This window comes from Pseudomonas sp. UFMG81, assembly GCF_015354575.1.
Taxonomy (GTDB): Bacteria; Pseudomonadota; Gammaproteobacteria; order Pseudomonadales; family Pseudomonadaceae; genus Aquipseudomonas.
In genome coordinates, this window is the sequence record NZ_JACAFQ010000035.1 from 47,286 (window position 1) to 73,794 (window position 26,509).

General features: G+C 63.3%; 21 protein-coding genes and 4 pseudogenes. 12 read left to right on the forward strand and 13 right to left on the reverse strand.

The window, feature by feature from the left end; all coding sequences use genetic code 11:
* The first annotated feature begins 7 nt into the window (after window positions 1-7).
* From gcvP to IX761_RS21745, 6 genes and pseudogenes are all read left to right on the forward strand, one after another.
* On the forward strand, window positions 8-2,875 hold the full coding sequence (gene gcvP / locus IX761_RS21720; protein ID WP_194791565.1) for an aminomethyl-transferring glycine dehydrogenase: 2,868 nt from the start codon (window positions 8-10) through the stop codon (window positions 2,873-2,875).
* Window positions 2,876-3,072: 197 nt separating this feature from the next.
* Window positions 3,073-4,330 (forward strand): annotated as a pseudogene (glyA, locus tag IX761_RS21725) (serine hydroxymethyltransferase).
* A 25-nt stretch (window positions 4,331-4,355) separates the two neighbouring features.
* Window positions 4,356-5,480, forward strand: coding sequence for a glycine cleavage system aminomethyltransferase GcvT (gene gcvT / locus IX761_RS21730; protein WP_194791566.1), 1,125 nt, complete (start codon window positions 4,356-4,358; stop codon window positions 5,478-5,480).
* A 14-nt stretch (window positions 5,481-5,494) separates the two neighbouring features.
* A complete protein-coding gene (gene lipA, locus IX761_RS21735; RefSeq protein ID WP_194791567.1) occupies window positions 5,495-6,466 on the forward strand; it encodes a lipoyl synthase in 972 nt (323 codons plus the stop codon).
* Between the two features lie 231 nt (window positions 6,467-6,697).
* Entirely contained in the window at window positions 6,698-7,333 is a 636-nt protein-coding gene (locus IX761_RS21740) for a lytic polysaccharide monooxygenase auxiliary activity family 9 protein (protein WP_194791568.1), read from the forward strand.
* Window positions 7,334-7,369: 36 nt separating this feature from the next.
* Window positions 7,370-8,380: pseudogene (locus tag IX761_RS21745) on the forward strand (chitinase); the annotation flags it as partial.
* A 113-nt stretch (window positions 8,381-8,493) separates the two neighbouring features.
* Here the strand turns inward: IX761_RS21745 and IX761_RS27360 are convergent.
* Window positions 8,494-8,622: a hypothetical protein gene (locus tag IX761_RS27360; protein ID WP_267241138.1), complete on the reverse strand. Its 129-nt coding sequence runs from the start codon at window positions 8,620-8,622 to the stop codon at window positions 8,494-8,496.
* Window positions 8,623-8,745: 123 nt separating this feature from the next.
* Window positions 8,746-8,901 (reverse strand): DUF1214 domain-containing protein, encoded by a 156-nt coding sequence (locus IX761_RS21750; protein WP_194791610.1) that lies wholly within the window; start codon window positions 8,899-8,901, stop codon window positions 8,746-8,748.
* A 191-nt stretch (window positions 8,902-9,092) separates the two neighbouring features.
* On the opposite strand from IX761_RS21750, the gene IX761_RS21755 reads away from it, so the two are divergent.
* Window positions 9,093-9,893, forward strand: coding sequence for a transporter (locus tag IX761_RS21755; RefSeq protein WP_194791570.1), 801 nt, complete (start codon window positions 9,093-9,095; stop codon window positions 9,891-9,893).
* Window positions 9,894-9,900: 7 nt separating this feature from the next.
* On the opposite strand, the gene IX761_RS21760 is transcribed toward IX761_RS21755, so the two are convergent.
* Window positions 9,901-10,620, reverse strand: coding sequence for a tellurite resistance TerB family protein (locus IX761_RS21760; protein ID WP_194791571.1), 720 nt, complete (start codon window positions 10,618-10,620; stop codon window positions 9,901-9,903).
* Between the two features lie 229 nt (window positions 10,621-10,849).
* On the opposite strand from IX761_RS21760, the gene IX761_RS21765 reads away from it, so the two are divergent.
* Window positions 10,850-11,779: a malate dehydrogenase gene (locus tag IX761_RS21765; protein WP_194791572.1), complete on the forward strand. Its 930-nt coding sequence runs from the start codon at window positions 10,850-10,852 to the stop codon at window positions 11,777-11,779.
* 339 nt (window positions 11,780-12,118) lie between these two features.
* Here IX761_RS21765 and IX761_RS21770 read toward each other — a convergent pair whose 3' ends face one another.
* The 4 genes from IX761_RS21770 to IX761_RS27215 all read right to left on the reverse strand — a co-directional run bounded on the left by IX761_RS21770 (window position 12,119) and on the right by IX761_RS27215 (window position 13,519).
* Window positions 12,119-12,364, reverse strand: coding sequence for a DUF3630 family protein (locus IX761_RS21770; RefSeq protein WP_194791573.1), 246 nt, complete (start codon window positions 12,362-12,364; stop codon window positions 12,119-12,121).
* Between the two features lie 211 nt (window positions 12,365-12,575).
* Complete coding sequence (locus IX761_RS21775; RefSeq protein WP_194791574.1) at window positions 12,576-12,902, reverse strand: low molecular weight protein tyrosine phosphatase family protein; 327 nt, start codon at window positions 12,900-12,902, stop codon at window positions 12,576-12,578.
* The gene (locus IX761_RS21780) at window positions 12,899-13,093 is read right to left on the reverse strand and encodes a hypothetical protein (protein WP_194791575.1); all 195 of its coding nucleotides are present in this window, start codon (window positions 13,091-13,093) and stop codon (window positions 12,899-12,901) included. Before IX761_RS21780 ends, IX761_RS21775 begins: the two co-directional genes overlap by 4 nt.
* Window positions 13,094-13,279: 186 nt before the next feature.
* Window positions 13,280-13,519, reverse strand: coding sequence for a hypothetical protein (locus IX761_RS27215; RefSeq protein ID WP_228533834.1), 240 nt, complete (start codon window positions 13,517-13,519; stop codon window positions 13,280-13,282).
* A gap of 395 nt (window positions 13,520-13,914) precedes the next feature.
* On the opposite strand from IX761_RS27215, the pseudogene IX761_RS21785 reads away from it, so the two are divergent.
* Together IX761_RS21785 and IX761_RS21790 are read left to right on the forward strand one after the other, a co-directional pair.
* Window positions 13,915-14,184 (forward strand): annotated as a pseudogene (locus tag IX761_RS21785) (transposase); the annotation flags it as partial.
* An 88-nt stretch (window positions 14,185-14,272) separates the two neighbouring features.
* Window positions 14,273-15,280, forward strand: a complete 1,008-nt coding sequence (locus IX761_RS21790; protein ID WP_194791576.1) for a zinc-binding alcohol dehydrogenase family protein — start codon at window positions 14,273-14,275, stop codon at window positions 15,278-15,280.
* A 259-nt stretch (window positions 15,281-15,539) separates the two neighbouring features.
* On the opposite strand, the gene IX761_RS21795 is transcribed toward IX761_RS21790, so the two are convergent.
* On the reverse strand, window positions 15,540-16,430 hold the full coding sequence (locus IX761_RS21795) for a LysR family transcriptional regulator (protein ID WP_194791611.1): 891 nt from the start codon (window positions 16,428-16,430) through the stop codon (window positions 15,540-15,542).
* A 96-nt stretch (window positions 16,431-16,526) separates the two neighbouring features.
* On the opposite strand from IX761_RS21795, the gene IX761_RS21800 reads away from it, so the two are divergent.
* Together IX761_RS21800 and IX761_RS21805 are read left to right on the forward strand one after the other, a co-directional pair.
* Window positions 16,527-17,612, forward strand: coding sequence for an L-dopachrome tautomerase-related protein (locus IX761_RS21800; RefSeq protein ID WP_194791577.1), 1,086 nt, complete (start codon window positions 16,527-16,529; stop codon window positions 17,610-17,612).
* A gap of 136 nt (window positions 17,613-17,748) precedes the next feature.
* Complete coding sequence (locus IX761_RS21805) at window positions 17,749-18,471, forward strand: CPBP family intramembrane glutamic endopeptidase (RefSeq protein WP_194791578.1); 723 nt, start codon at window positions 17,749-17,751, stop codon at window positions 18,469-18,471.
* Between the two features lie 247 nt (window positions 18,472-18,718).
* Here the strand turns inward: IX761_RS21805 and IX761_RS21810 are convergent, their stop codons facing one another.
* From IX761_RS21810 to mexE, 5 genes and pseudogenes are all read right to left on the reverse strand, one after another.
* Complete coding sequence (locus IX761_RS21810; protein WP_194791579.1) at window positions 18,719-19,756, reverse strand: sensor domain-containing diguanylate cyclase; 1,038 nt, start codon at window positions 19,754-19,756, stop codon at window positions 18,719-18,721.
* 179 nt (window positions 19,757-19,935) lie between these two features.
* A pseudogene (locus tag IX761_RS27220) lies at window positions 19,936-20,055 on the reverse strand (GGDEF domain-containing protein); the annotation flags it as partial.
* Window positions 20,056-20,607: 552 nt separating this feature from the next.
* Window positions 20,608-22,023, reverse strand: coding sequence for an efflux transporter outer membrane subunit (locus IX761_RS21815; RefSeq protein ID WP_194791580.1), 1,416 nt, complete (start codon window positions 22,021-22,023; stop codon window positions 20,608-20,610).
* Window positions 22,020-25,199, reverse strand: coding sequence for an efflux RND transporter permease subunit (locus IX761_RS21820; RefSeq protein WP_194791581.1), 3,180 nt, complete (start codon window positions 25,197-25,199; stop codon window positions 22,020-22,022). The genes IX761_RS21815 and IX761_RS21820 overlap by 4 nt, the downstream gene beginning before the upstream one ends.
* A gap of 12 nt (window positions 25,200-25,211) precedes the next feature.
* Entirely contained in the window at window positions 25,212-26,453 is a 1,242-nt protein-coding gene (mexE, locus tag IX761_RS21825) for a multidrug efflux RND transporter periplasmic adaptor subunit MexE (RefSeq protein WP_194791582.1), read from the reverse strand.
* Window positions 26,454-26,509: the final 56 nt, after the last annotated feature.

Genomic DNA, 26,509 nt, shown 5'->3' on the forward strand with positions numbered 1-26,509 from the left:
TGCCGACATGATCAACACCCTCCCACTGGGCACCGACAACGAGTTCATCCCCCGGCATATCGGCCCGCGCCAGGCCGATATCGACGCCATGCTGGCGCTCACCGGCCATGACGCGCTGGACGCCCTGATCGACAGCGTCATCCCCGCCAGCATCAAGGGCAGCAGTGTGCTCGAACTGAGCAAAGGGCAGGGTGAAGCCGAGGCCCTGGCCGCACTCAAGGCCATTGCTGGCACCAACCAGCTGTTCCGCAACCATATCGGCCAGGGCTACTACCCCTGCCACACGCCGACGGTGATCCTGCGCAACCTGCTGGAAAACCCGGCCTGGTACACCGCGTACACGCCGTACCAGCCGGAAATTTCCCAGGGCCGTCTGGAAGCGCTGCTGAACTTCCAGACTCTGGTCAGCGACCTTACCGGCATGGAGATCGCCAACGCCTCGTTGCTCGATGAAGCCACCGCCGCCGCCGAAGCGATGACCTTCTGCAAGCGCCTGGCGAAGAACAAGGCCCCGGCCTTCTTCGCCTCGCAGCACTGCCACCCGCAAACCCTCGACGTGCTGCGCACCCGCGCCGAGCCCTTGGGCATCGAAGTGGTGATCGGTGACGAAGCAGCGCTGCACGACCAGCCGCTGGACGGCTACTTCGGCGTGCTGCTGCAATACCCGGCCAGTACCGGCGCCATCAGCGACCCGCGCAGCCTGGTGCAGCGTGCCCACGCCGCCGGTGCGCTGGTGGCGGTGGCCGCCGACCTGCTGGCGCTGACCCTGCTGACCCCGCCGGGCGAGTTCGATGCCGACGTGGTGCTGGGCAGCGCCCAGCGCTTCGGCGTGCCGCTGGGCTTCGGTGGCCCGCATGCGGCGTATTTCGCCACCCGCGATCAGTTCAAGCGCGACATGCCCGGGCGCCTGGTCGGGGTGTCCATCGACCGCTTCGGCAAACCGGCCCTGCGCCTGGCCATGCAAACCCGCGAGCAGCACATCCGCCGCGAGAAGGCCACCAGCAACATCTGCACCGCGCAGGTACTGCTGGCCAACATCGCCAGCATGTACGCGGTCTACCACGGCCCCCACGGCCTGACCCAGATCGCCCGGCGGGTGCACCGCCTGACCGCGATCCTGGTGCGCGGGCTGCAACAGCTCGGGCATCAGGTCGAGCAGCAGCACTTCTTCGACACCGTCAGTGTGCTGACCGCGCAGCCCGTGGCCGAGGTACTGGCCGCCGCCAAGGGCGCACGCCTGAACCTGCGGCTGATCGATGAGGTGCGGGTGGGCGTGTCGCTGGATGAAACCTGCGAGCAGGCCAGCGTCGAGGCTCTGTGGCAGGTGTTCGCAGCGCAGGATCAGGCACTGCCGGACTTCTGCGCCCTGGCCGCCGACGCGGGCGACTGCCTGCCGGCCGCGCTGCTGCGCGAATCAGTCTTCTTGCAGCACCCGGTGTTCAACCGCCATCACTCCGAAACCGGGCTGATGCGTTACCTGCGCAGCCTGGCCGACAAGGACCTGGCCCTGGATCGAACCATGATCGCGCTGGGTTCGTGCACCATGAAGCTCAACGCCGCCAGCGAGATGATCCCGATCACCTGGCCCGAGTTCGGTGCGCTGCATCCGTTCGCCCCGGCCGAGCAGACCCAGGGCTACCGGCAACTGACCGATGAGCTGGAGGCCATGCTCTGCGCGGCCACCGGTTACGACGCCATGTCACTGCAGCCCAACGCCGGTTCCCAGGGCGAGTACGCAGGCTTGCTGGCCATCCGCGCCTACCACGCCAGCCGTGGCCAGGCGGGCCGCGATGTGTGCCTGATCCCGTCCTCGGCCCACGGCACCAACCCGGCCACGGCGCAGATGGCCGGCCTGCGTGTGGTGGTGGTCGACTGCGATGCGCGGGGCAACGTCGATGTCGCCGACTTGCAGCGCAAAGCCGAGCAGCACGCGACGCAGCTGGCCGCGCTGATGATCACCTACCCCTCGACCCATGGGGTGTTCGAGGACGGCATCAGCCGCATCTGCGCGATCATTCATGAACACGGCGGCCAGGTGTACCTGGACGGCGCCAACATGAACGCCATGGTCGGCCTGTGCGCGCCGGGCAAGTTTGGCGGCGACGTGTCGCACCTGAACCTGCACAAGACCTTCTGCATCCCCCACGGTGGTGGTGGCCCCGGCGTCGGCCCGATCGGCGTCAAGGCGCACCTGGCGCCGTTCCTGCCCGGCCACGGGCATATGGCCAACAAGCACGGCGCGGTCAGTGCCGCGCCCTATGGCAGCGCGAGCATCTTGCCGATCACCTGGATGTACATGCGCATGATGGGCGGGGCAGGGCTCAAGCGCGCCTCGCAGTTGGCGATCCTCAGCGCCAACTACATCGCCCGGCGCCTGGAGGAGCACTACCCGGTGCTGTACACCGGCGACAACGGCCTGGTGGCCCACGAGTGCATCCTCGACCTGCGCCCGCTCAAGGACAGCAGCGGCATCAGCGTCGAAGACGTGGCCAAGCGCCTGATCGATTTCGGCTTCCACGCCCCGACCATGTCCTTCCCGGTGGCCGGCACCTTGATGGTCGAGCCGACCGAGAGCGAGTCGAAGGAGGAGCTGGACCGCTTCTGCGACGCCATGATCTGCATCCGTGAAGAGATCCGCGCGGTGGAGAACGGCGCCCTGGACACACTCGACAACCCGCTGAAGAACGCCCCGCACACCGCCTTCGAACTGGTCGGCGAATGGCGCCACGGCTACAGCCGGGACCTGGCGGTGTACCCGCTGGCGACCCTGCGCGAAAGCAAGTACTGGCCGCCGGTGGGGCGCGTGGACAACGTCTACGGCGACCGCAACCTGGCCTGCGCCTGCCCGCCGCTGTCGAGCTACCAGGACGCCTGATAACCCTGTGTCGCCTGTATCGCCGGCAAGCCGGCTCCCACAGGGATTGCGCCTCGCTTAAGGCCTGCGCTGTACCTGTGGGAGCGGGCTTGCCCGCGAACACCGGCAAAGCCGGTGCCAGCCACCGAGTCGCCTGCTTCGCGGGCAAGCCCGCTCCTACAGGTACGCGGTCAAACACGAATAACAAGGAAAAAACCATGTTCCACAAAAGCCTGACCCTCTCCGATTTCGACCCAGCACTCTGCGTCGCCCTGCAGCGCGAGGCGCAACGCCAGGAAGACCACATCGAGCTGATCGCCTCGGAAAACTACACCAGCCCCCAGGTGATGCAGGCCCAGGGCAGCGAGCTGACCAACAAGTACGCCGAAGGCTACCCAGGCAAGCGCTACTACGGTGGCTGCGAGCACGTCGATGTGGTCGAGCAACTGGCCATCGACCGTGCCCGCCAGCTGTTCGGCGCCGGTTACGCCAACGTCCAGCCGCACTCCGGCTCCCAGGCTAACGCGGCGGTGTACCTGGCGCTGCTGCAGGCCGGCGACACCATTCTGGGCATGAGCCTGGCCCACGGCGGCCACCTGACCCACGGCGCCAAGGTGTCGTCCTCGGGCAAGCTGTACAACGCCGTGCAGTACGGCATCGATGCCGATGGCCTGATCGACTACGCCGAGGTCGAGCGCCTGGCCCTGGAGCACAAGCCGAAAATGATCGTCGCCGGCTTCTCGGCCTACTCCAAGACCCTGGACTTCGCGCGCTTCCGGCAGATCGCCGACCAGGTTGGCGCCTACCTGTTCGTCGACATGGCCCACGTCGCAGGCCTGGTGGCCGCAGGCTTGTACCCCAACCCGCTGCCTTACGCCGATGTGGTCACCACCACCACCCACAAGACCCTGCGCGGCCCGCGTGGTGGCCTGATCCTGGCCAAGGCCGACCCGGCGCTTGAAAAGAAACTCAATTCGGCGGTGTTCCCGGGCGGGCAGGGTCTTGTGGGNGCTGATGCATGTGATCGCGGCCAAGGCGGTGTGCTTCAAAGAGGCGCTGGAACCTGGCTTCAAGGTTTACCAGCAGCAGGTCATCGACAACGCCCGGGCCATGGCCCAGGTGTTCATGCAGCGCGGTTTCGACGTGGTCTCCGGCGGCACCGACAACCACCTGTTCCTGCTCAGCCTGATCCGCCAGGGCATCACCGGCAAGGACGCCGACGCCGCATTGGGCCGGGCGCAAATCACGGTGAACAAGAACGCCGTGCCCAATGACCCGCAGTCGCCATTCGTGACCTCAGGCCTGCGTATCGGCACGCCGGCGGTGACCACCCGTGGCTTCAAGGTCGAGGAATGCCGCGCCCTGGCCACCTGGATCTGCGACATCCTCGAACACCTCGGCGATGCCGACGTCGAGGCCCAGGTGGCGCGCCAGGTCGGCGCGCTGTGCCAGCGCTTCCCGGTGTACCCGGCCTGAACCCCTAGAACCCAAGGAGTCACCCATGTCCACACAAGAACTCCAACACACCCCGCTGCACGCCCTGCACCTGCAACTGGGCGCGCGCATGGTGCCCTTCGCCGGCTACGCCATGCCGGTGCAGTACCCGCTGGGGGTGCTCAAGGAGCACCTGCACACCCGCGAGCAGGCCGGCCTGTTCGATGTTTCGCACATGGGCCAGATCCGCCTGCGCGGCGCCAATGCCGGCCAGGCCCTGGAAGCGCTGGTGCCGGTCGACATCATCGACCTGCCGGTGGGCATGCAGCGCTATGCGCTGTTCACCAACACCGATGGCGGCATCCTCGATGATCTGATGGTGGCCAAATTGGCCAGCGACGAACTGCTGCTGGTGGTCAACGCTGGCTGCAAGCAGCAGGACCTGGCCCACCTGCGCCAGCAGCTGGAGGGCCAGTGCGAGGTCGAGTCGCTGTTCGCCAGCCGCGCCCTGCTGGCCCTGCAAGGGCCGGCGGCAGCCAAGGTGCTCGGGCGCCTGGCCTCGCAGGTGGGTGGCATGACCTTCATGCAGTTCGCCAGCGTCAAGTTGCTGGGTGTCGATTGCTATGTCAGCCGCTCGGGCTACACCGGTGAGGACGGTTATGAAATCTCGGTGCCGGTGGAGGCGGCGGCGCTGCTGGCCCGCACCCTGCTGGCCGAACCCGAGGTCGAGGCCATCGGCCTGGGGGCTCGCGACTCGCTGCGCCTGGAGGCCGGCCTGTGCCTGTATGGCCATGACATGGAGGCGCGCACCACGCCGATCGAGGCCAGCCTGGCCTGGGCGATCTCCAAGGCCCGGCGTGCCGACGGCGAGCGCGCCGGTGGCTTCCCGGGGGCCGCGCATATCCTGGCCCAGCAGCGCGAAGGCGTGGCCAGCAAGCGGGTGGGCCTGCTGCCACGCGAGCGGGTGCCGGTGCGTGAAGGGGCGTTGATCGTCAATGCCCAGGAGGCGGTGATCGGTCGGGTCACCAGCGGTGGCTTCGGCCCAAGCCTGGGCGGGCCGCTGGCGATGGGCTACGTGCAGAGCGAGTACACGGCGTTGGAGACCGAGGTCTTCGCCCAGGTGCGTGGCAAGTTGGTGCCGATGCAGGTGGTGCGTACACCTTTCGTCGCTCCCCGTTACTACCGCGGTTGAACAGGAGCCTGCCCATGACCCAGCCCCAGGCTGTCGAGAACAAACCCCAGCCCCTGCAGGTCGGGGTAAAACTGCGCGGCGCCGAGAAGGTGGCGCGCATCCCGGTGAAGATCCTGCCCACCGAGGACATCCCGCGCAAACCCGAGTGGATCCGCGTGGAGATCGCCACCTCACCCGAGGTGGCGCGGGTCAAGGCGCTGCTGCGCAAGCACAAGCTGCACAGCGTCTGCGAAGAGGCCGCCTGCCCGAACCTGGGTGAATGCTTCGCCGGCGGTACGGCGACCTTCATGATCATGGGCGACATCTGTACCCGTCGTTGTCCGTTCTGCGACGTCGGCCATGGCCGGCCACGTCCGCTGGACGTCGATGAACCGAAGAACCTGGCCATCGCCATCGCGGATCTGCGCCTGAGGTACGTAGTGATCACCTCGGTGGACCGCGACGACCTGCGTGATGGCGGTGCCCAGCATTTCGTCGACTGCCTGCGCGAGATCCGCAGATTGTCGCCGGGCATCCAGTTGGAAACCCTGGTGCCGGATTACCGGGGCCGTATGGACGTGGCCCTGGCCATCACCGCCCAGGAGCCACCGGATGTGTTCAACCATAACCTGGAAACCGTGCCGCGCCTGTACAAGGCGGCCCGGCCAGGCTCGGACTTCGAGTGGTCGCTGGATTTGCTGGAGCGCTTCAAGCAGCGCGTGCCGGGGGTGCCGACCAAGTCCGGCTTGATGCTCGGTTTGGGCGAAACGGATGAAGAAGTGATCGAGGTGATGCAGCGCCTGCGTGAACATCAGGTCGACATGCTGACGTTGGGGCAGTACCTGCAGCCGTCGCGCAGCCACCTGCCGGTGCAGCGCTTCGTGCACCTGGACAGCTTCGCCTGGCTGGCCGAGCAGGCCCGGGCGATGGGCTTTGCGAATGTGGCATCGGGGCCGCTGGTGCGCTCGTCCTACCATGCCGAGCAGCAGGTGGTGCGGGTGGGGTGAGGCCACGGCGCAGGCGGGGGCATGTGTCACCTGGGCGTGTAGGTGTTTTGCGTCAATGCGGGTACGAGAAGCTCATTATTACTGGTTGCATATCCAGTATTTGTTGGGCGATTCATCTGCTGACGGGGTGAGCAACGAAAATGGGGCACGTGGACAGAAAATCCTGCTCGGTTAGTTTGAAGGCCTCTCCTTTGGAAAGGGAGAGTTCTCAAATCAAATGGAGCACTACCCATGAACCAACCACAAACCCAGAACCCGCTGCGCCACGGCCGCGTCATCACCCCATCCTCCCGCGGCGCCGTCGCCATCGACCTTGGCCTGCTTGGCGGCTGGCAGGTCAACGAGATGGAAGGCGGCAAGAACTTCCCGGCCCTGGCGGCAGGCCCGTTCCCACCGCCCTTCGAAACCGACAACCCCAGCGTCACGCCCCCGGCTGACGGTTTCATCCTAAGCGGCGGCAAGGCCGATGCCCGTGACTGCGTCAACTTCACCGAGCAGGAAATGAGCACCAAGCTGGGCCGCGCATTCATCTGGCCATTGCTGAGCGTCGATCCAGGGCAGATCTTCAGGGTGACCTGGAACTACACCGCTCCGCACACCACCCGTGGCTACCGCTGGCTGATCACCAAGGACGGCTGGGACCCGCAGCAACGCATCAGCCGCGCGCAACTGGAGGCGCAACCCTTCGCCGAGGACTTCTACCCGCAGGTGCCTTACTACAGCCACGCCAACGAACTGAAGGCCAAGGTCGAGCATGAAGTGAAACTGCCAGCCAACAAGCATGGCCGTCACGTGATCGTGCTGATGTGGATCGTGGCCAACACCGGCAACGCCTTCTATCAAGCCTTCGACGTCGACTTCCAGTAAGCGGCGCATCAACCACACGTTCTGAAGGATTAGAACATGGCAAATTTTGATTTCACCCAACTGAAAACCCAGCAGGACGATGCCGCATCGCAGATGCCGAGCCTTGCGGGCAAGAACATCCTCATGGGCTACTGGCACAACTGGCCGGCCGGCCCTGCGGACGGCTACCAGCGTGGGCAATTCGCCAACATGAGCCTGGAGGAGGTGCCCCGCGACTACAACGTGGTGGTCGTGGCATTCATGAAGGGCAGCGGTATCCCGACGTTCAAGCCGTACAACCTGTCCGACGCCGAGTTCCGCCGCCAGGTGGGCGTGCTCAACGGCCAGGGCAGGGCGGTGCTGATGTCCCTGGGCGGGGCCGACGCCCATATCGCGTTGAACCAAGGCCAGGAGCAGCCGCTGGCCAACGAGATCATCCGGCTGGTGGAAACCTACGGTTTCGATGGGCTGGACATCGACCTTGAGCAGAGCGCGATCGATTTCGCCAGCAACAAGACCGTGCTGCCCGCCGCGCTTAAACTGGTCAAGGACCACTACGCCCGTGAAGGCAAGCACTTCATCATCAGCATGGCGCCGGAGTTCCCGTATCTGACCGCCGCCGGCAAGTACGTCGACTACCTCAAGGCGCTGGAAGGCTACTACGACTTCATCGCCCCGCAGTTCTACAACCAGGGCGGTGACGGCTTGTGGGTGGAGCAGGCCAACAACGGCAAAGGGGCGTGGATTGCGCAGAACAACGATGCCCTGAAAGAGGACTTCCTCTACTACCTGACTGAAAGCCTGGTCAGCGGTACCCGTGGATTTACCCGCATACCGGCCGATAAGTTCGTCATCGGCCTGCCGGCCAACGTCGATGCCGCAGCCACCGGCTATGTGATCGACCCGGCGGCGGTGGCCAATGCGTTCAAGCGCCTGCAGGCCAAAGGCTTGTCGATCAAGGGGCTGATGACCTGGTCGGTCAACTGGGACAAGGGGCTCAACAAGGACCACGTGCCCTACAACCTGGAGTTCAGCCGGCGCTATGGGCCGTTGATCCACGGCGGCCAGTCGGCCTCCTTGGCGCTGGATGAGGCTCAGGCGCACGCTGCCCGCTGAGTCGTTCCAGGCCTGCAATGAAAATCCGATGCCGCGAGGCATCGGATTTTTTTGCCTGGCGCCGGTTACTTCACCTTCACCACGTCATCCGGTTTCCAGGTCTGGTCATAGAAGGCATCCTCGCTGCCATACAGGCGCAGGGCGACCAGGAAATGGCGGCCGGGAAGGGTCTGGATGAAGGCAGCGTCAGCCACCTCTGCGGCCCTTCGCGGGTAAACCCGCTCCCACAGGTACAGCGCTGGGCTCAGGTTTTGCGCGATGCTGTGGGAGCGGGTTCACCCGCGAAGGGCTGCAAGGCAGCCTCGGGAACCACCGCATCAGTCGAGCCGCTTGATCACCGGCGGTTTCCAACTGCCGCCGAGGATCGGCTGCTCGCCCCAGTAGGCACGGATATACAACGAGATCGGCTCCTTGGGCGAAGGCAGCCAGTTGCTCTCTTTGTCCTTGCCGGGTGAGGTCGGGCCGACATGCATCTTCACGCCCTTCGCTCATGCAGGATGCACCGAGTCTAGGTGGTACGGCAGGTTCGGCTATTGGCTTTTCACGACAGTGCGGGGCGGTGTTCGCGTTACGCGCGCAGGCGCGCGGAGCGGATGAATTCCCGTCGGTTTTGCCTATGCTTCATGGCTGTCACTGGCATTCGTCCTGGCAGAGGGTTATCGCAATGAAGGCACGCTATGGGTTACCCACATTGGCTGCGGCCTTGTGCATGGCTAGCCAGGCCCAGGCCGAAGACGCGGCGGAGCTGGCCAAGAAAGCCCTCAACCCCGTCGCCGCGATGTACAGCCTGCCGGTGCAGTACAACTGGGACCAAAAGCTGGGCCCTGGCAACGACGGCAAGCGCAGCCTGACCAACCTGCAACCGGTACTGCCGTTCTCCCTGAACGAAGACTGGAACCTGATCTCCCGTACCATCCTGCCGTTCATCGATCAGCACGGGCTTGGTGCAGCAGACAAGGAGGGCGTTGGTGACATCACCCAGAGTTTTTTCTTCTCGCCCAAGAACCCCACCGCCAACGGCTGGATCCTGGGCGCGGGCCCGGTGCTGCTGATCCCGGTGGGCAGTGACGAGCGCCTCAGTGCCGAGCAATGGGGGGCCGGGCCGACGGTGGTGGCCCTGAAGCAGTCCAACGGCTGGACCCGTGGCGTGCTGGCCAACCACCTCTGGGGGCTGGAAGGCAGCCCGGCGGACGACAAGGAGAAGGTCAACCAGAGCTTCGTGCAACCGTTCCTCTCGTACACCACGGCGAGCCTGACCACTTGGGGCATCAACAGCGAGTCGACCTACGATTGGCAGGCCAAGGAGTGGTCGGTGCCGGTCAACCTCACGGTCACCCAGCTGTTCAAGCTGGGCGGCCAGCCCCTGACGGTTCAGGCCGGCCCACGCTATTGGCTGGACAGTACGGAAAACGGCCCCGAAGGCTGGGGTTTTCGAGTGGCGCTGACGTTGCTGTTCCCGCGATAGCCGCCCGTCAGGCGGCGCCCTTGGCCTGCTGCTCCAGGTGCACCTGCAATGTTGGGTCGAGTTGCAATGCGCCGGCCAGTTCGTCGAGGTAGGCTCGCTCTGCGTCCTGTTGGTCATCCACCAGCATCACGCTGGCCAGGTACATTTCCGCGGCCATGGCCGGGTCCCGAGCCGACTGCGCCACCTCGGCGGCATCGAGTGGCTTGCTGACTTCCTCATCCAGCCATTGCTGCAGTTGCGGGTCGTTGGTCTGGCGTTTGATTTCGGCGTAGATCAACTGTTCTTCCTGCTTGTCGATGCGACCGTCCGCCTTGGCCGCCGCAATCAGCGCACGCAGGATGGCATGGCTGTGTTCATCGGCTTCGGCGCCGGACAATTGATCGACCGTGCGCATCGCCGGTTGCGCAGCGGCCGCCTGGCTGCGCTGCCAGCTTTGATAGGCCTGGAACGCCATCATGCCCAACGATGCCAGGGCCGCGTAGTTGGTGCCGCCGCTGGAGCGCCCTTGGCTATAACCGCCAGCGCTGCCACCCGCACCGCCCAGCAGGCCACCCAGCAAATCACCCAGGCCGCCACCGCCAGCCCCTGTGCTGCCACCGCCGAGCAGGCCGCCAAGCAAACCACCCAAACCGCCCATGCCGCCTTGCGATGAAGTGTCGCCGCCTTGTTGCCCGCGGGCGCCTTGCCCGGCCCGCAGCAACTGTTCAAGTAGATCAGTGGTGTTCATGGCCCCGCCCTCGGTTGGTCGTCGTTGCCCAGCCAAGCAACGATAGCCCCCACAAGGCGATCTGCCATGACTGTCTGACCGAAGGGGCGCCAGCAAACCAGGGGGCCTCGACCCCATCGACGAACGGCACCGCTTGCGCGCACCTGCCAATGGCCTTTTGGCGTCAGGGGTTGATACTGCTCTCTACAGGCGGGCGTGTTGCGGGTTACGCACGCCCCGGGAGGTGTCGATGAACAAGCTTTCGATTGTAGGTGCGGGCATGGTGGGCGAGGCGGCGGCCCAGGTCATCGCCCGCGAAGAGTTGTGCCGCGAGCTGATGCTGATCGATGTGCAGGGCGAGCTGGCCCAGGGCAAGGCGCTGGATGTGTGGCAGGCCGCCGTCGAGTCGGGGTCCGATACCCGGGTCATTGGCGGGTCCGATGCGCAGATGCTGCAAGGCTCGGAGCTGGTGGTGATCACCGCAGGCGTGCCACGCAAGCCGGGCCAGTCCCGGCAGGATGTATTGAGCATCAACCTGCCCATTCTCGACAGCATCCTCGCGGATATCCGTCGCCATGCCCCGACAGCGACGCTGTTGGTGGTGTCGAACCCGGTGGATGTGCTGACCTATCGGGCCTGGTCGGTCAGCGGCCTGGGGCGCGACAAGGTGTTCGGGCAGGCCGGGGTGCTGGATACCGCGCGCATGAAGTGTTTCATCGCCGAGCAGACCGGGTTTTCCGCGCGCGATATCACGGCGCTGGTGCTGGGCGGCCATGGCGACAGCATGGTGCCGCTGATGCGCTACTGTGCGGTCGGCTCGGTGCCCTTGGCCCACTTCCTGTCCACCGAGCAGATCGAGCGGATCGTGCAGCGCACCCGCCAGGGCGGTGGCGAAATCCTGGGCTTGAAGAAGCTGGGCAGCGCCTGCGATGCACCTGGCGTGGCCATCGCCCAGATGGTCGATGCCATCGCCAATGGGCGAAACCGTATCTTGCCGACGGTGGCGATTCTCGATGGAGAGTATGGCCGCAAGGATATCGCCATGGGGGTGCCCTGCGTGCTGGCTGGGGGAGGGATCGAGCGGGTGATCGAGCTGCCGCTGGATGCCCAGGAGCAGGCGATGTTCGATCATTCAGCCGATCAGGTGATGCGTGATATTGCGGAAATGAAGGCGCTGTGAGCGGGTGATGCCGGCAAGCACGTCCCCCTGTAGGAGCGGCCTTGTGTCGCGAATGGGCCGCGCAGCGGCCCCTGCGATCTTGGGCGCACTCGAGAACCAGGGGGCGCTGCGCACCCCTTTCGCGACACAAGGCCGCTCCTACAGAAACCTGTGCAAGACAATTGCTCCCACAGGAGGGTGCATGGCGATCCCTGTAGGAGCGGGCTTGCCCGCGAACACGGGCGCAGCCCGTGCCATCCACCGCGTCGCTTGCTTCGCGGGCAAACCCGCTCGCACAAATCAACTGCTGCCAATGGCGGCCACTTCGGGAGCAAGGGGCTTGAAAAGTGAAGCGTCACGCTATTCAACCAACGCACGTACTCGTTGAGCCATCTCATCGGCGTTATCAGGCACACATACGGAAATGCCCAGATAGTGCTCAAGGTGCAGGGTGAGCGTCTGCTCACCCACCATCAGGTCCCAGTAGCGCTGATCCAGTCCGTCTAATTTTTCCTTCCAATAACCGCCCAGCCCACGCTCAAGCTTCTGCGCCACGCTCTCGAAAAGTTTCCAGTCGGCGTGCTCTGATATTGCTATGGTCGCCATGCTTCACCTCATCAAGCGAAGGCAGATTTTCGTGGTTCTCGTGAACGGCAGCAATGGGCCGCAAACAGGTGGTTGCGGCTGACGGCTTCCGACCCCGAGTAGACGAAAGATAACGGGTTTCACGAGCGCGCCGCGCGCTCTGTGGGAGCGGCGGTTCGCCGCTGCGACTTGCCCGCGAACACGGGCGTAGCCCGTGCCATCCACCGCGTCGCTAGCCCTCGAGGCAGGCCGTCACGGTGTCTTCCAGGATGGCGATCAATTCGGGGTCCATGTAGCGGTAGTTGTCTGGAATATCCAGGACGTGCATCCGCTTGTGTTCAAGCAGGCGTGAATACTCCGCCTGAAGCCGCTGCCAGTGCTTGCGCTCCATGACGAATATGACATCGGCCCAGCGGATATCCGCCGGGCCGACGGGCCTGCGTGCATTCGGGCTGGTGCCTGCCGAGCGGGCTTCAAAGCCTGCGCGGCGTCGCCACAGGTTTTCCGCAGTGGGGCTGCGCCATTGGTTGCGGCTGCAAATGAACAGAAGGTTGGTCATCCTTGATCCAGCCATTGGCGGGTGGAGCGAACGGGGTAGCTCATGCCGAGCTGGCGTGCCCGCTTCAGCTTGTCGGCACGCCTGTACAGCAACTTCCAGTTCTTTTCCGGCTTGAACACAACGGGTTGTGTGGCCTTAGTCTTGCCGTGGTTACGGGCCTGCTGGCGTCTCCAGGCTCGGGTTCTTTGCATGTGGGTTTCCTCGTGAGTACCGGGTTCAGCAGCCGCGGTAATACGAGTCGGGCACAGGATAAAGGGGATTTAAGGATGTTGCGAGGCTTGGCAGCGTAGGTCGGTGGCTTTCGACCGATTGCAGACGGTGCGCAAGCAAGGCCAAGCCATTCTCCGGAACCGAACGGTTGCCTGAGCAATGGTTGCTCAGAGGGATGAGCGTACTTGCTGCCATTGCTCCCAGCACTCTTCTGGGGCGATGTCTTGACAACCCCGCTCTTTTTCCAACGCCAGGCCAGCGCTGAAGGGCACTGCTATCGCGGTTGCATTATCTCGAATCTCGAGCACCTCATCTTCGCTGAGCGGTGAGCCTTTGCGATCCTCCGCCGCCTTGAGCAGGGATACAAGCGCCGGTACAAAAACAAGACATAGTGGATCTGTAGACAAAGGTTTGCCTCTTGCGATGGGTAATCGGGACTAAAGGTTGCAGCTTATAGGCCTGGGCGAGTACAGGCAAAGCCCAAGCCAACCTTGGCTGCTTTTGTTAACCAGCCACGGCGATTTGCTATAGGTCGATAGGGCCCACTCGAGATTGACCGCTTTCGACCCATTGCGGACATTGGAATGTGGTCAGCAAATCATCTCCTCATCTCAAACCCGTCATTCTGCGGCGCTGGCAAACGCCTCGACAATCTCGTTGATAACAGCCCGGATCTTCACGGTGTGCCGCAAGTCTTCGTCAGTGACTAGGCTCTGTCTGAAATCCCAAGAAACTGAAATGTAGTCCTGGAGCGGCCTGAGTTTTGTACAGTCGCCGATCATCTACGGAAAGGAATTCTGTGATGGCAAAGCGTTATGAACTCTCGGATAAAGCGTGGGCAGTGGTCGCCGATCTCTTTACGGCAGCCCACGTCAGGGGCAGGCCCCGCAGCAGTGATCGCTTGATGCTCGATGGTGTGCTCTGGGTACTTTGCTCAGGAGCAGCCTGGCGAGATATGCCCGAGCGTTTCGGGTCTTGGGCGACGGTCTATCACCGCTTCCGAGTCTGGCGAAACCGCGGAACATTCGATCAGATGCTCAGACGATTGCACCTCAACCTTCAGCGAAACGGCGAAAGTCTTCCTCGGGTTAGCTAGTTTTTGAGGCTCACGAAGGGAGTTAGCCTGACATCACTCTCTGACCTGTAAAGGACAACCTCACATGAAAGCCGTAGTTTTCCAAGAAGCTGGTTTGCCAATCCAAAACGCTCGTTCCCTGTTCGAAATGGACCTGCCCAAGCCCACGCCAGGCGCTCGAGATCTGCTTGTCGAAGTGAAGGCGATTGCGGTGAACCCGGTAGATACGAAGGTGCGAGCCCGCAGTACTAGCCAAGAGATCCAAGTGCTGGGTTGGGATACCGTGGGTATCGTCCGTGAAGTGGGCAGCGACGTTTCATTGTTCAAAGTTGGCGAAGAAGTATTTTACGCCGGCGCGATCGATCGCCCTGGTAGCTACAGCGAATTTCACTTGGTGGATGAGCGCATCGTCGGCCATAAGCCACGTAGCCTGGACAATGCCAGTGCCGCAGCCTTGCCGCTGACCTCCATTACTGCCTGGGAGCTGTTGTTTGATCGACTGGGCGTTCAGGAAAACGGTGGTAAAGGACAAAACCTGCTAGTCATCGGCGCCGGTGGTGGGGTTGGCTCGATCCTGGTCCAGCTGGCCCGCAAACTAACCCAACTCACCGTCATCGGTACAGCGTCGCGGCCAGAGACTCAGTCTTGGGTACAAGAGTTGGGCGCCCACCATGTGATTGATCACTCCGCCTCGATCCCGCTGCAGCTCGAAAACCTGAAACTTGACCCGGTCGACTATGTTATCAGCCTGACCCATACAGAAATCTACTTGCCCCAGATCGTAGAAGTGCTTCGCCCACAAGGCAAATTGGCGCTGATTGATGACCCTGTACAACTGGACATCATGCCACTCAAGCGCAAATCGCTTTCGCTGCATTGGGAACTGATGTTTACGCGTTCTCTGTATCAAACCGCAGACATGATAAAACAGCACGAGTTGCTGAACAGAATTTCCGAACTGGTCGATAACGGCGTCATCCAGACCACCGTTGGGAAACACTTCGGCAAAATCGGCTCAGATAACCTTAAGCGCGCCCACGCTCTGATCGAGAGCGGTAAAGCCAAAGGCAAGATCGTTCTCGAAGGCTTCTAACCCGCTGATACGCTCAAGGGCAAGGAGATGAAAGTTTTCTTCCAAACCACTGGCCTGGCTGTCGCGGTCTCGCTCAGTGCACTGGCCATGGCCGATACCGCCACGGGCTCAGGTACAAACGGATTGCCGATGGCACTTTGCATACCGTGATTGAGGATTCGCGAGTCCTTTGCCCGGATATCTTGTCGATCGGCCCAGACGGGCACCGGCGCAAGCGTGACGCATTAGCGGGGCGCCGTGCCCCGCCACTGAGCCCCGACTAGCTTTCGAAACGCTTTGCTAGAAAGGCTCTAAGCGATTGGATGGCCGGCGTGAGCGATGTGCGATGGGCGCACACCAGCTGAAGCGGTGCCGGCTGCCCATAGCTTTCCGGGAATAACTCTACCAGGCGGCCGCTGCGAAGGTCCTCAGCTACATCGAGCTTGGACTTGTAAACGATCCCCAATCCGGCAACAGCCCAACGTCGAACAATATCGGCATCATCGCTGATTCGATCACCTGTCACCTGAACCGTCCGCACTCCCTGTGGGAAATTGAAGCTCCAACGCTCGTAAGTTTGCTCGCCCATCACATATCTCAGGCAGTTATGCCCGCTCAACGCCTCAGGAGATTCCGGCATGCCATGACGTGCTAGATACGCCGGCGAGGCGCAGACTGTTCTGCGGTTCATCGGTGCGAGTGCCAAGGACACCAGGCCCGAGTCACTCAACTGTCCATACCTGATACTAGCGTCCAGATGTTCCCCCACCAAATCGGCCACCTGATCACTAACCCGCAATTGCAGGCGTACCAAAGGATGCGTTTGCTGAAACTCATCAAGCCATGGGAGCAACACATTCCTGCCGATATCAGATGGCATCGATAAGCGAATAGTGCCAGCGATCTCGTCACGGCCCTGGGTTAGCGCAACCTCGCCATTATCAAGTGCTTCCAAGGCTTGCCGCGCGTGCGGCAAATAGCGCTCGCCATCATCGGATAATCTCAACCGACGCGTTGAGCGAACAAACAATCTCGCGCCCAAGTTGCTTTCCAGCCGCTGAATGGCACCGCTCGCCAAGGCGGGCGAGATGTCGAGCAAGCGCGCCGCGGCGGAGAAACTACCCGCAGCAGCCGTCGATACGAAGACCTGCAGGTCATCGATTCGTATGATTTTCTTCACTTTGACGAAAGTCTTTACGTGATGGCGAGGTTTTTCAGCGTAATGGGAAAAATGATCATTGCCCAGCCCTTCATACAGGAACTTGTAATGACCTTCCCTAAACGATTTGTACTAACAGCTCTGATGGCAGGCTTTATCGGTGTGGCTCACGCCCAGGTGCCGCCAACCCTTCACGTGGTAGCCCAATCGGCAAATGCTGTATGGAATGCGGTGGCCGTGGACAGCACCGGAAGCCTGTACGTATCGGGCCCGAAATGGACTGGCTCGGCGGGGCCATCGGTATCCAAGCTAGACCAAGCTGGCCAGCCCCATCCCTTTCCAAATGAGCGATGGAATAGCAATGACGAGACCATTCCAGCCGAACAGCGCTTCGTCAATGTCAATGCTATGCGGGTCGATGACAACAGCCGGCTGTGGATTGTCGATGCAGGCGTAACCGACTTCGGCGGTAAGGTCATTCCAGGTGGTGCAAAGGTCGTGGTCGTTGACCTAAAAAGCGGCGAAGTGATCAAGGTCATCCCATTCGACAGCACCATCGCTCAAGAACATAGCTACATTGACGATATCCGTCTCAATGGCAAGCATGCCTACCTGACAGACGCTGGCGTTCCTGGCATCGTTGTCTTGGACTTCGAAACCAACACAGCCCGGCGCGTTTTAACGACCAGTCCTGCGGTACGCGCGCCCAAGAACCGCGACATTATCCTGAGCGGCAAGGTAGTCAGAGCGCCAGATGGGGCAGCATTGAGAGTGCATTCCGATCCCCTGGAGGTATCCCCAGACGGGAAATGGCTCTACTTCGCACCGTTGGAAGGCCCTTGGCACAAGATTGAAACGCGCTGGCTGGATGATGCCAACCTGCCTGAAGTTGAGCTCATCAAGCATGTCGAGTTTTGGCGAGATCTGCCGCCGGTCGGTGGAACTGTCATGGACAGCAAGGGCAATTTCTACTTCAGCGACCTAGCTGAAGATAGCGTCAAGCGAATCGCCACTGACGGCACCATTCAGACCATTGCCAAGGACTCTCGCCTGCACTGGGTAGATGCACCCGCGTTCGACAACCAGGGCAGATTGTACTTGCCGGCAGCACAAGTTGATCGAGTAGGCTTGTTCAACAATGGCGCACCAAAGGTCGAGCGACCACTGAGCGTCTATCGCATAGACCCTAAGTAACCTCATCACACCCGTTTCGGAGCTAATGCCTTGTGTACTGCGAGCTCTGAAACGGGTTATAGAAAAGTCTCTGTCAACCTTTTTGATTTCAGACAGAGCCTAGACTAGCCGCCGCCTCAACCTCATGGACGATGATATGGCATTCGAAGCGCTGCCCGTACTACTGGGCTATCTGTGGCGTATCACTCCGATAATAGGACTGTTTGGCGTCTGGCTTTGCAGTACTCCTCGCACCCAAATCACTGTGCGCATACTCATCCTGATCTTCGCCTTCGTTTGCATGCGGGACATGATGACCCCTTGCCAATTGTGGGTCGTTGGCGGGGAGCCGCCCCTGCGCTTTCACGCGAATCCCTGGGTATTGGCGTTCCTTGGAATAGGCTCAGCAGCAATGATTGCCATGCTCGCGCAATTTCTGCCTATGTGTTGGCAACGGGTGGTTGGATTCAAGGGTAATCGCACGACGGGAATTACCATGGGCATAGCCGCAGGGCTGCTCATCGGTCTGCCAATAAGATCCTACCTGGCAGTGGGAGAGGCGTCCCTGCTGTGGATGCTGTGTTTCGCCCTTTTTGCCTTCGCCGGCAATGCGCTCGAAGAGGTGCTTTTTCGAGGCATGCTGCAAGGCCAGCTAGAACGCCACACCAGCGCTCAACGAGCGGCGTTGTGCAGCGCTTGTGCCTTCTGCGCTTGTCATGGCTACCTCGCTTACGTGCTGACCGACTTCGGATGGCCGATAGTCCTCTTCACATTTGTCGAAGGTCTGATCTGTTCCCAGGTCAGACTGCGGTTCGGTACTTGGCCAGCTACCGCCACCCATGGCACAACAATCCTGCTGATTGGTGCACCTTTGGCCTGAGCCCCAGATGAACGTCCGGGTTGGGTCGATAGCGGTCACTCGCGACCATCAATTTACTGTCAGAAACAGAGCGTCCGGCAGTGCAGGCTTGTATGGGCGCGCCCCACCGGCGAAGCCGGTGCCATGCACCGCGTTGCCGTCTTAGCCGCGGTTCGGCGTCCCGATAAACCTGCTCCACAGCAGGATTCTAGGCGCTTGAAATACCTGCCTGTGCGCCAATGTCGCTGTCGTGCCATGCCTGCCGCTCTCAGGAGCCCGGCGGCACGTAGACAACCTGGTCGCGCCCACCTTGCTTGGCGGCATAAAGCGCGCTGTCAGCGCGCGCCAGTGCTGCGTCGATCTGTTCGCCTGCGCTGAGCAGGGTGCAGCCGATGCTGAGCGTAACGCCCAGCGGCCCGCTGGGCAGTTGCAATGGAGTGCCGGCGATCAGTTGCCGTACCCGCTGCGCTATCCGCTTCAGCTCTTCGTCGTCCTTGACCCGGAGCAGGGCGACAAACTCTTCACCGCCCTGGCGCACCAGCAGGTCGTCGGGGCGCAGCGCTGCGCGCAGGCGACGGGCGCACTCGCAGAGCACCTGGTCGCCGGCAGCGTGGCCATGGTTGTCGTTGACCGCCTTGAAGTGATCGAGGTCGGCGAAGAGCGCCCCCAGTTGCAGGCCATTCTCCATCGCCAGACGCTGCTCATGCGCCTGGAAGGCCGTCAACGCACCCCGGTTCCACAGCTGGGTCAAGGGATCGAGCAACGCCTTGCGCTGCTCGCGGTCCATCTGCTGCCGCAGGTCACGGTTACGCGTGATCAGGCTGCGCAGTTGCAGATAACCCTCCGCGAGCGTGGCCAGGTCCCTGAAGTTGGTTTGTTCGGCCTGGCTCAGCAGCCGCGGGCGCGGGCCGAACATGCACAGCGTACCGATGGCCTTGCCATTGCCGGCGCGCAGCGGGTGCCCGGCGTAGAAGCGAATATGCGGCTCGTCGAGTACCAGGGGATTGTCGGCGAAACGCGGATCGTGCTCGGCATCCGGTACCAGAAAGGTGTCGTCGCCGAGGATGGCGTAGCCGCAGAAGGAAATGCTGCGCGGCGTCTCGCTGGCGTCCAGCCCGATCCTGGCCTTGAACCACTGGCGGTCCTGGTCGATCAGGCTGATCAGCACGGTGTCCACTTGCGCCAGCTCCTGGGTGAGCCGCACCAGGGTATCGAGGTAATGCTCGGCCGGGGTATCGAGCAGGTTCATGTCCTCGAGGGTACGCTGGCGCAGCGCTTCGTCAGTGGGGATGGGGCAAGCCGGCATTGTGGATTCTCCAGTCCATGGGTGGGTAGCGCCTGTGAAGGAGCGGGCGCCGAGACATGAAGTACTGTAGCCAACTGTTTGCGCGGTGCTGGGGCCTGTCTTGGGAGCGCATGCGGGTTACCAGGTGCTAGCCGGTGTTTTTGCAGCGTCCTTGAGATCGAGCGCCGCCCGCGCGGCGCATCGCTGGCAAGCNGCACCAGGGTATCGAGGTAATGCTCGGCCGGGGTATCGAGCAGGTTCATGTCCTCGAGGGTACGCTGGCGCAGCGCTTCGTCAGTGGGGATGGGGCAAGCCGGCATTGTGGATTCTCCAGTCCATGGGTGGGTAGCGCCTGTGAAGGAGCGGGCGCCGAGACATGAAGTACTGTAGCCAACTGTTTGCGCGGTGCTGGGGCCTGTCTTGGGAGCGCATGCGGGTTACCAGGTGCTAGCCGGTGTTTTTGCAGCGTCCTTGAGATCGAGCGCCGCCCGCGCGGCGCATCGCTGGCAAGCCAGCTCCCACATCTGTTTCGGGCCAGTTATGTCTGAGAGATCTCCCGGGCCCGCCTTGGTGCCTGCCTCAAGTCCTGCGGGGCGGCGGCAATGCTCGCCTCGATAACGCGCCGTACCCACAAGGCGGACAGTGAAGATGCCACTGGCATAACTGGCCCGAAACAGATGTGGGAGCTGGCGGCGCTCGATTTCATGGGCGCTGTAGATCGATCGGCAAGCACCTGGTGGCCCTCACCCAATCTTCCGACAGGCATCTGTTGGCCATCCGAGCCCCCACAAAAAAGCCCCGATAACCAAGGCCATCGGGGCAAACGGTTGGGGGAGGATCCAACCAAAGGAGCTTTCAATTCAAAACGGCACTCAGCGCGTGCTGGCCACCACTTCCGGCTGCCAGCCTCCACCCAGGGCCTTGTAGATCGCCACGATGCCGCTGTACAACTCGACCTCGCCCTGTGCCTGGGCATCCTCGGCGCTCAAGCGCTCGCGCTCGGCATCGAGCAGCACCAGGTAATCCACGGTCCCTTCGCGATAGCGCACCGAGGCCAATTCGGCGGCCTTGCGGCTGGCATCGCTCTGGCGCATCAAGGCCAGCAGGCGCTGCTGGCGCTTGCCGTAGTCGCTGAAGGCATTGGCCGATTCTTCCAGCGCCAGCAGCACCTGCTGCTCATAGCTGGCCAGCGCGCCGTCGGCATCGGCCTTGGCGCCGCGCAGGCGGGCCCGCACGCTGCCCAGGTCGAACGCCGCCCAGGTGATGCTCGGGCCCAGCGCCCAGGCGTTGGAGGCTGCCGAACCGATCTGCGAGCCGCGCGCGGCGGTAAAGCCGAGGAAGCCGCTGAGGCTCACCCGTGGGAACAGGTCGGCGGTGGCCACGCCGACATTGGCGGTGGCGGCGGCCAGCTGGCGTTCGGCGCTGCGGATGTCCGGGCGGCGGCGCAGCAGTTCGCCGGGGTCGCCCACCGGCAGGGCCTTGGCGATGGCCGGCAGGGCCTTGGGCGATAGGTCCACGCTCATCGCGTCCGGCCGCTGGCCGAGCAGGGTGGCGATGCGGTTCTTCGCCCGCACCTGCACGGCCTGCAACTGCGGCACGGTGGCCTCGACGCCGGCCAGGCGGGCATCGGCGCGCACCACATCGAGCTCGTTGCCGACCCCGGTGTCGCGCAGGGTCACGGTGATGTCCCGCGACTCCTGCTGGGTCTTCAGGTTGGCCAGGGCGATCTTCTCGCGCAGCTGGGCGCCGCGCAGTTGCCCGTAGGCGTCCACCAGTTCGGCGATCAGGCTCACCTGCAACTGTTGCAGGTCGGCCTCGGCGGCTGCAGCCTGCGCATCGCTGGCCTCGATCTGGCGCTGGATGCGGCCGAACAGGTCGAGCTCCCAGGCCATGTCCAGGCCCAGGTCGTAGCGCTCGCTGTTGACCCGGCGCTCGGTCTGGCCGGGGATCTGGCCCTTGCCCAGGTCGCTGCTGGCACGGCTGGTGACCACCGGCAGTTGGTCGTTGGACACATCGTCGCGGATCGCCCGCGCCGCCTTCAGCCGGGCGAAGGCGATGCGCAGGTCACGGTTGCCGTCCAACGAAGCTTGCACCAGCTGGTTCAGCACCGGGTCGTCGAACTGCTTCCACCACACGCTCTCGAAGCGGCTGCGGTCGAAGGCCTTGGCTTCAAGGCCGCTGTCGAGCTTGGCCGGTTCGGTTGCCGGGGCCTGGTAGTCCGGGCCTACGGCGCAGGCCGCCAGGGCCAGCGCCAACAGGCTCGGGGTCAGGGGTTTGAGCAGGTTCATGCATGGTTCTCCAGCGGCAGTGCGCGTTCGGCCTTGCGGGCCTGGCGGCGCTCGACAAAGCGGCGGATCAGGAAGAAGAACACCGGGGTCAGGAACAGGCCGAACACGGTCACCCCGATCATCCCCGAGAACACCGCCACACCCATGGCGTGACGCATCTCGGAACCGGCACCGGAGCTGAATACCAGCGGCACCACACCCATGATGAAGGCGATCGAGGTCATCAGGATCGGCCGCAGGCGCAGGCGGCAGGCTTCCAACACCGCGGCCAGCGGGTCGAGGCCCTTGGCCTGTTCATCCTTGGCGAACTCGACGATCAGGATCGCGTTCTTGCACGCCAGGCCCACCAGTACGATCAACCCGATCTGGGTGAAGATGTTGTTGTCGCCACCGGAGACGATCACCCCGGTGATGGCCGACAGCAGGGTCATTGGTACGATCAGGATCACCGCCAGCGGCAGGCTCCAGCTTTCGTACTGGGCGGCGAGCACCAGGAACGCCAGCAGCACGCACAGCGGGAACACGAACAGCGCGGTGTTGCCCGAGAGGATCTGCTGGTAGGTCAGGTCGGTCCACTCGAAGGTCATGCCGTTGGGCAGCTCTTCTTTGAGCAGCTTCTCGATCGCAGCCTCGGCCTGGCCGGAGCTGTAGCCAGGGGCTGCGGCACCGTTGATCTCGGCGGTGATGAAACCGTTGTAGTGCATCACCCGGTCAGGCCCGGAGGTGTCGCTTACCTTGAGGAAGGTCGCCAGCGGGATCATCTCGCCCAGGTTGTTGCGCACCTTCAACTGGCCGATCTGCTCGGCGTCGAGGCGGAACTGCTGCTCGGCCTGGACGTTGACCTGGTAGGTGCGGCCAAAGCGGTTGAAGTCGTTGGTGTACAGCGAGCCCAGGTACACCTGCAGGGTGTCGAAGATGTCGTTGATCGCCACGCCGTGGGTCTTGGCCTTTTCCCGGTCGATGGCGGCATCGACCTGGGGCACGTTGACCTGGTAGCTGGTGAACAGGCCCGCCAGCTCCGGCACGTTGTGGCTCTTGGCGATGATGTTCTGGGTCTCTTTGTACAGCGCTTCATAGCCCAGGTTGCCGCGGTCCTCGATCTGCAGGCGGAAGCCGCCGATGGTGCCAAGGCCCTGTACCGGCGGTGGCGGGAAGATCGCGATGTAGGCGTCCTGGATATCGGCGAACTGGGCGTTCAAGGCTGCCGCGATGGCTGCCGCCGACTGGCTCGGGTCCTTGCGCTCGTCAAACGGCTTGAGCGGGGTGAACACGATGCCGCTGTTGGGGCTGTTGGTGAAACCGTTGATCGACAGGCCCGGGAAGGCCACCGAGTCGGCAACACCTGGCTGCTTGAGGGCGATCTCGCTCATGCGCTTGATCACCGCCTCGGTGCGGTCGAGGCTGGCCGCGTCCGGCAACTGGGCGAAGGCCACCAGGTACTGCTTGTCCTGGGCCGGGACGAAACCGGTCGGGGTGGTCGAGAAGCCCAGGTAGGTCAGGCCCATCAAGCCTGCGTAGACGAACAGGGCGATGCCGCTGGAGCGGATGACCCGGCGCACGCCACCGACGTAGCCGTGGCTGGCGCGGTCGAAGAAGCGGTTGAACGGGGCGAACAGCCAGCTGCCCAGCAGTTTTTCCAGGAACCGCGAGAAACGGTCTTTCGGCGCATGGTGATCTTTGAGCAGCACCGCGGCCAGGGCCGGCGACAGGGTCAGCGAGTTGAACGCCGAGATCACGGTGGAGATGGCGATGGTCAGGGCGAACTGCTTGTAGAACTGCCCAGTAAGGCCCGAGATGAACGCCGCCGGCACGAACACCGCGCACAGCACCAGCGCCGTGGCAATGATCGGCCCGGTCACTTCGCTCATGGCCTTTTGCGTGGCCTCGAGTGGTTTGAGGCCCAGCCCGATGTTCCGCTCGACGTTCTCCACCACCACGATGGCGTCGTCCACCACGATACCGATGGCCAGCACCAGCCCGAACAGCGATAGCGCGTTGAGCGAGAAGCCGAACAGGTGCATCACCGCGAAGGTACCGATCAGCGACACCGGCACAGCCAGCAGCGGGATGATCGAGGCACGCCAGGTCTGCAGGAACAGGATGACGACCAGTACCACCAGGATCAGCGCTTCGAACAGGGTGTGCACCACTGCTTCGATGGAGCCACGGACGAACACGGTGGGGTCATAGACGATGCTGTAGTCCATGCCTTCGGGGAAGTCTTTCTTCAGCTCGGCCATCTTCGCCCGCACTTCGTCGGAGATCTCGATGGCATTGGAGCCTGGGCGCTGGAAGATCGGGATGGCCACCGCCGGCTGGTTGTTCAGCAGCGAGCGCAGGGCGTACTGGCTGGAGCCGAGCTCGACCCGGGCGATATCTTTCAGGCGGGTGATTTCGCCGTTGGCACCGGCACGGATGATGATGTTCTCGAACTCTTCCTCGTTGACCAGGCGGCCCTGGGTGTTGATCGACAGCTGGAAGCTGGTGGAGCCGGGGGCGGGCGGGGCGCCCAGCTGGCCGGCGGCAACCTGGCGGTTCTGCTCGCGGATGGCCGCCACCACATCGCTGGCGGTCAGGTTGCGCGAAGCGGTCTTGTTCGGGTCGAGCCATACCCGCAGCGAGTAGTCGCCCATGCCGAACAACTGCACGTCACCCACACCACCGAGGCGCGCCAGCTCGTCCTTGATGTTGAGGATGGCGTAGTTGGACAGGTAGAGCATGTCGTAGCGGTTATCCGGCGAGGTCAAGTGCACGACCATGGTCAGGTCGGGCGAAGCCTTGTCGACGGTGATACCGATCCGCGTCACTTCCTCCGGCAGCTTAGGCTGGGTGCGGGTCACGCGGTTCTGCACCTGCACCTGGGCGTTGTCCAGGTCGGTGCCCAGGGCGAAGGTGATGGTCAGGGTGAGCTTGCCGTCGGCGGTGGACTGCGAGGACATGTACAGCATGTTCTCGACACCGGTGATGGCCTGCTCCAGCGGCGCAGCGACGGTTTCGCCGATCACCTTGGGGTTGGCGCCGGGGAAGTTGGCGCGCACCACCACGGTGGGCGGTACCACTTCGGGGTATTCGCTGATCGGCAGCTGGAACAGCGAGATCGAACCCGCGATCAGCAGCACCAGCGACAGCACCGCGGCGAAGATCGGCCGGGTAATGAAGAATTTCGAGAAGTTCATCGGTGTTGTCCCTTAACCGCGTGGCGCTTGGGCGCTGGCGACTTTGACGTTGGCACCCGCTACCTTCGGCGCCGGGTTGCTGGCTTCGAGGGCCTGGCGCTGCTGGGCGAGGGCGGCGAGGGTCTGTTCGCTGGCCATCTGGGTTTCTTCAGGCGTTACTGGCGAGCCAGGGCGTACACGCTGCAGGCCCTTGACCACGATGCGGTCGTCCTTGCCCAGGCCGCTGCGCACGATGCGCAGGCCTTCGAGCTTGGGCCCCAGTTCCACGGCGCGGTAGGCGGCCTTGTTGTCCTTGTCCATGACCAGCACGAACTTCTTGCCAAGGTCGGTACCCACCGCTTCGTCGTTGATCAGCACGGCGTCGTACTGGGCGCTGCCGACCAGCTTCAGGCGCGCATACAGACCGGGGGTGAACTGGCCGTCGCGGTTGTCGAACACGGCGCGGCCACGGATGGTGCCGGTGCGCGGGTTGACCTGGTTGTCGACGAAGTTCATCTGGCCCAGGTGCGGGTTGCCGGTTTCGTTGGTCAGGCCGAGATAGACCGGGGTGCTTTGGCCGCGCTGGCCGTCGCGCGCCAGCTGGGTGTACTTGAGGTACACGCGCTCGTCGGCGTCGAAGTAGGCGTACACCTTGTCGGTGGAGACCACGCTGGTCAGCGGGGTGACGTCGGCGCTGACGATGTTGCCGGCGGTGAACTGGGCGCGGCTGACTCGGCCGCTGATGGGCGCGGTGACACGGGTGAAGCTCAGGTTCAGGCGGGCGAGGTCCAGTTGTGCCTGGATCGCGTCGACCCCGGCGCGGGCTTCGGCGGCGGCGCTGGTGCGCGACTCGGCCAGCTCGGCGGAGATCGCGTTGCTGTCACGCAGGCGCTCGCCGCGGCGGGCTTCGTTGGCGCTGCGGATGGCGGTGGCCTTGGCCTGCTGCACCTGGGCTTCGAGGCGGCGCACTTCAGCCTGGAACGGGCGTGGGTCGATCTGGAACAGCAGGTCGCCTTTCTTTACCTGGGCGCCTTCGGTGAAGGCCACCAGGTCGATCTGGCCAGAGACCCGTGGGCGTACCTCGACGGTTTCCGGCGCTTCCAGGCGGCCGGTGAACTCGTCCCATTCGTTAATTGGCTGTTCGATGACCTTGGCGACACTGACCTTGGGCGCGGCGGGGGCCTGCACGGCGTCGGGGCTGCGACCGCAAGCGCTGAGCACCACCACTGCCAGGGCAGCGAGGGGGAAGCGCAAGGGTTTGAATGAGTGATCCATGGAGTACTCCGCCAGAATATTAGTAGTGGGCGGAGTGTGAGTGTCTTGCGCGAGAG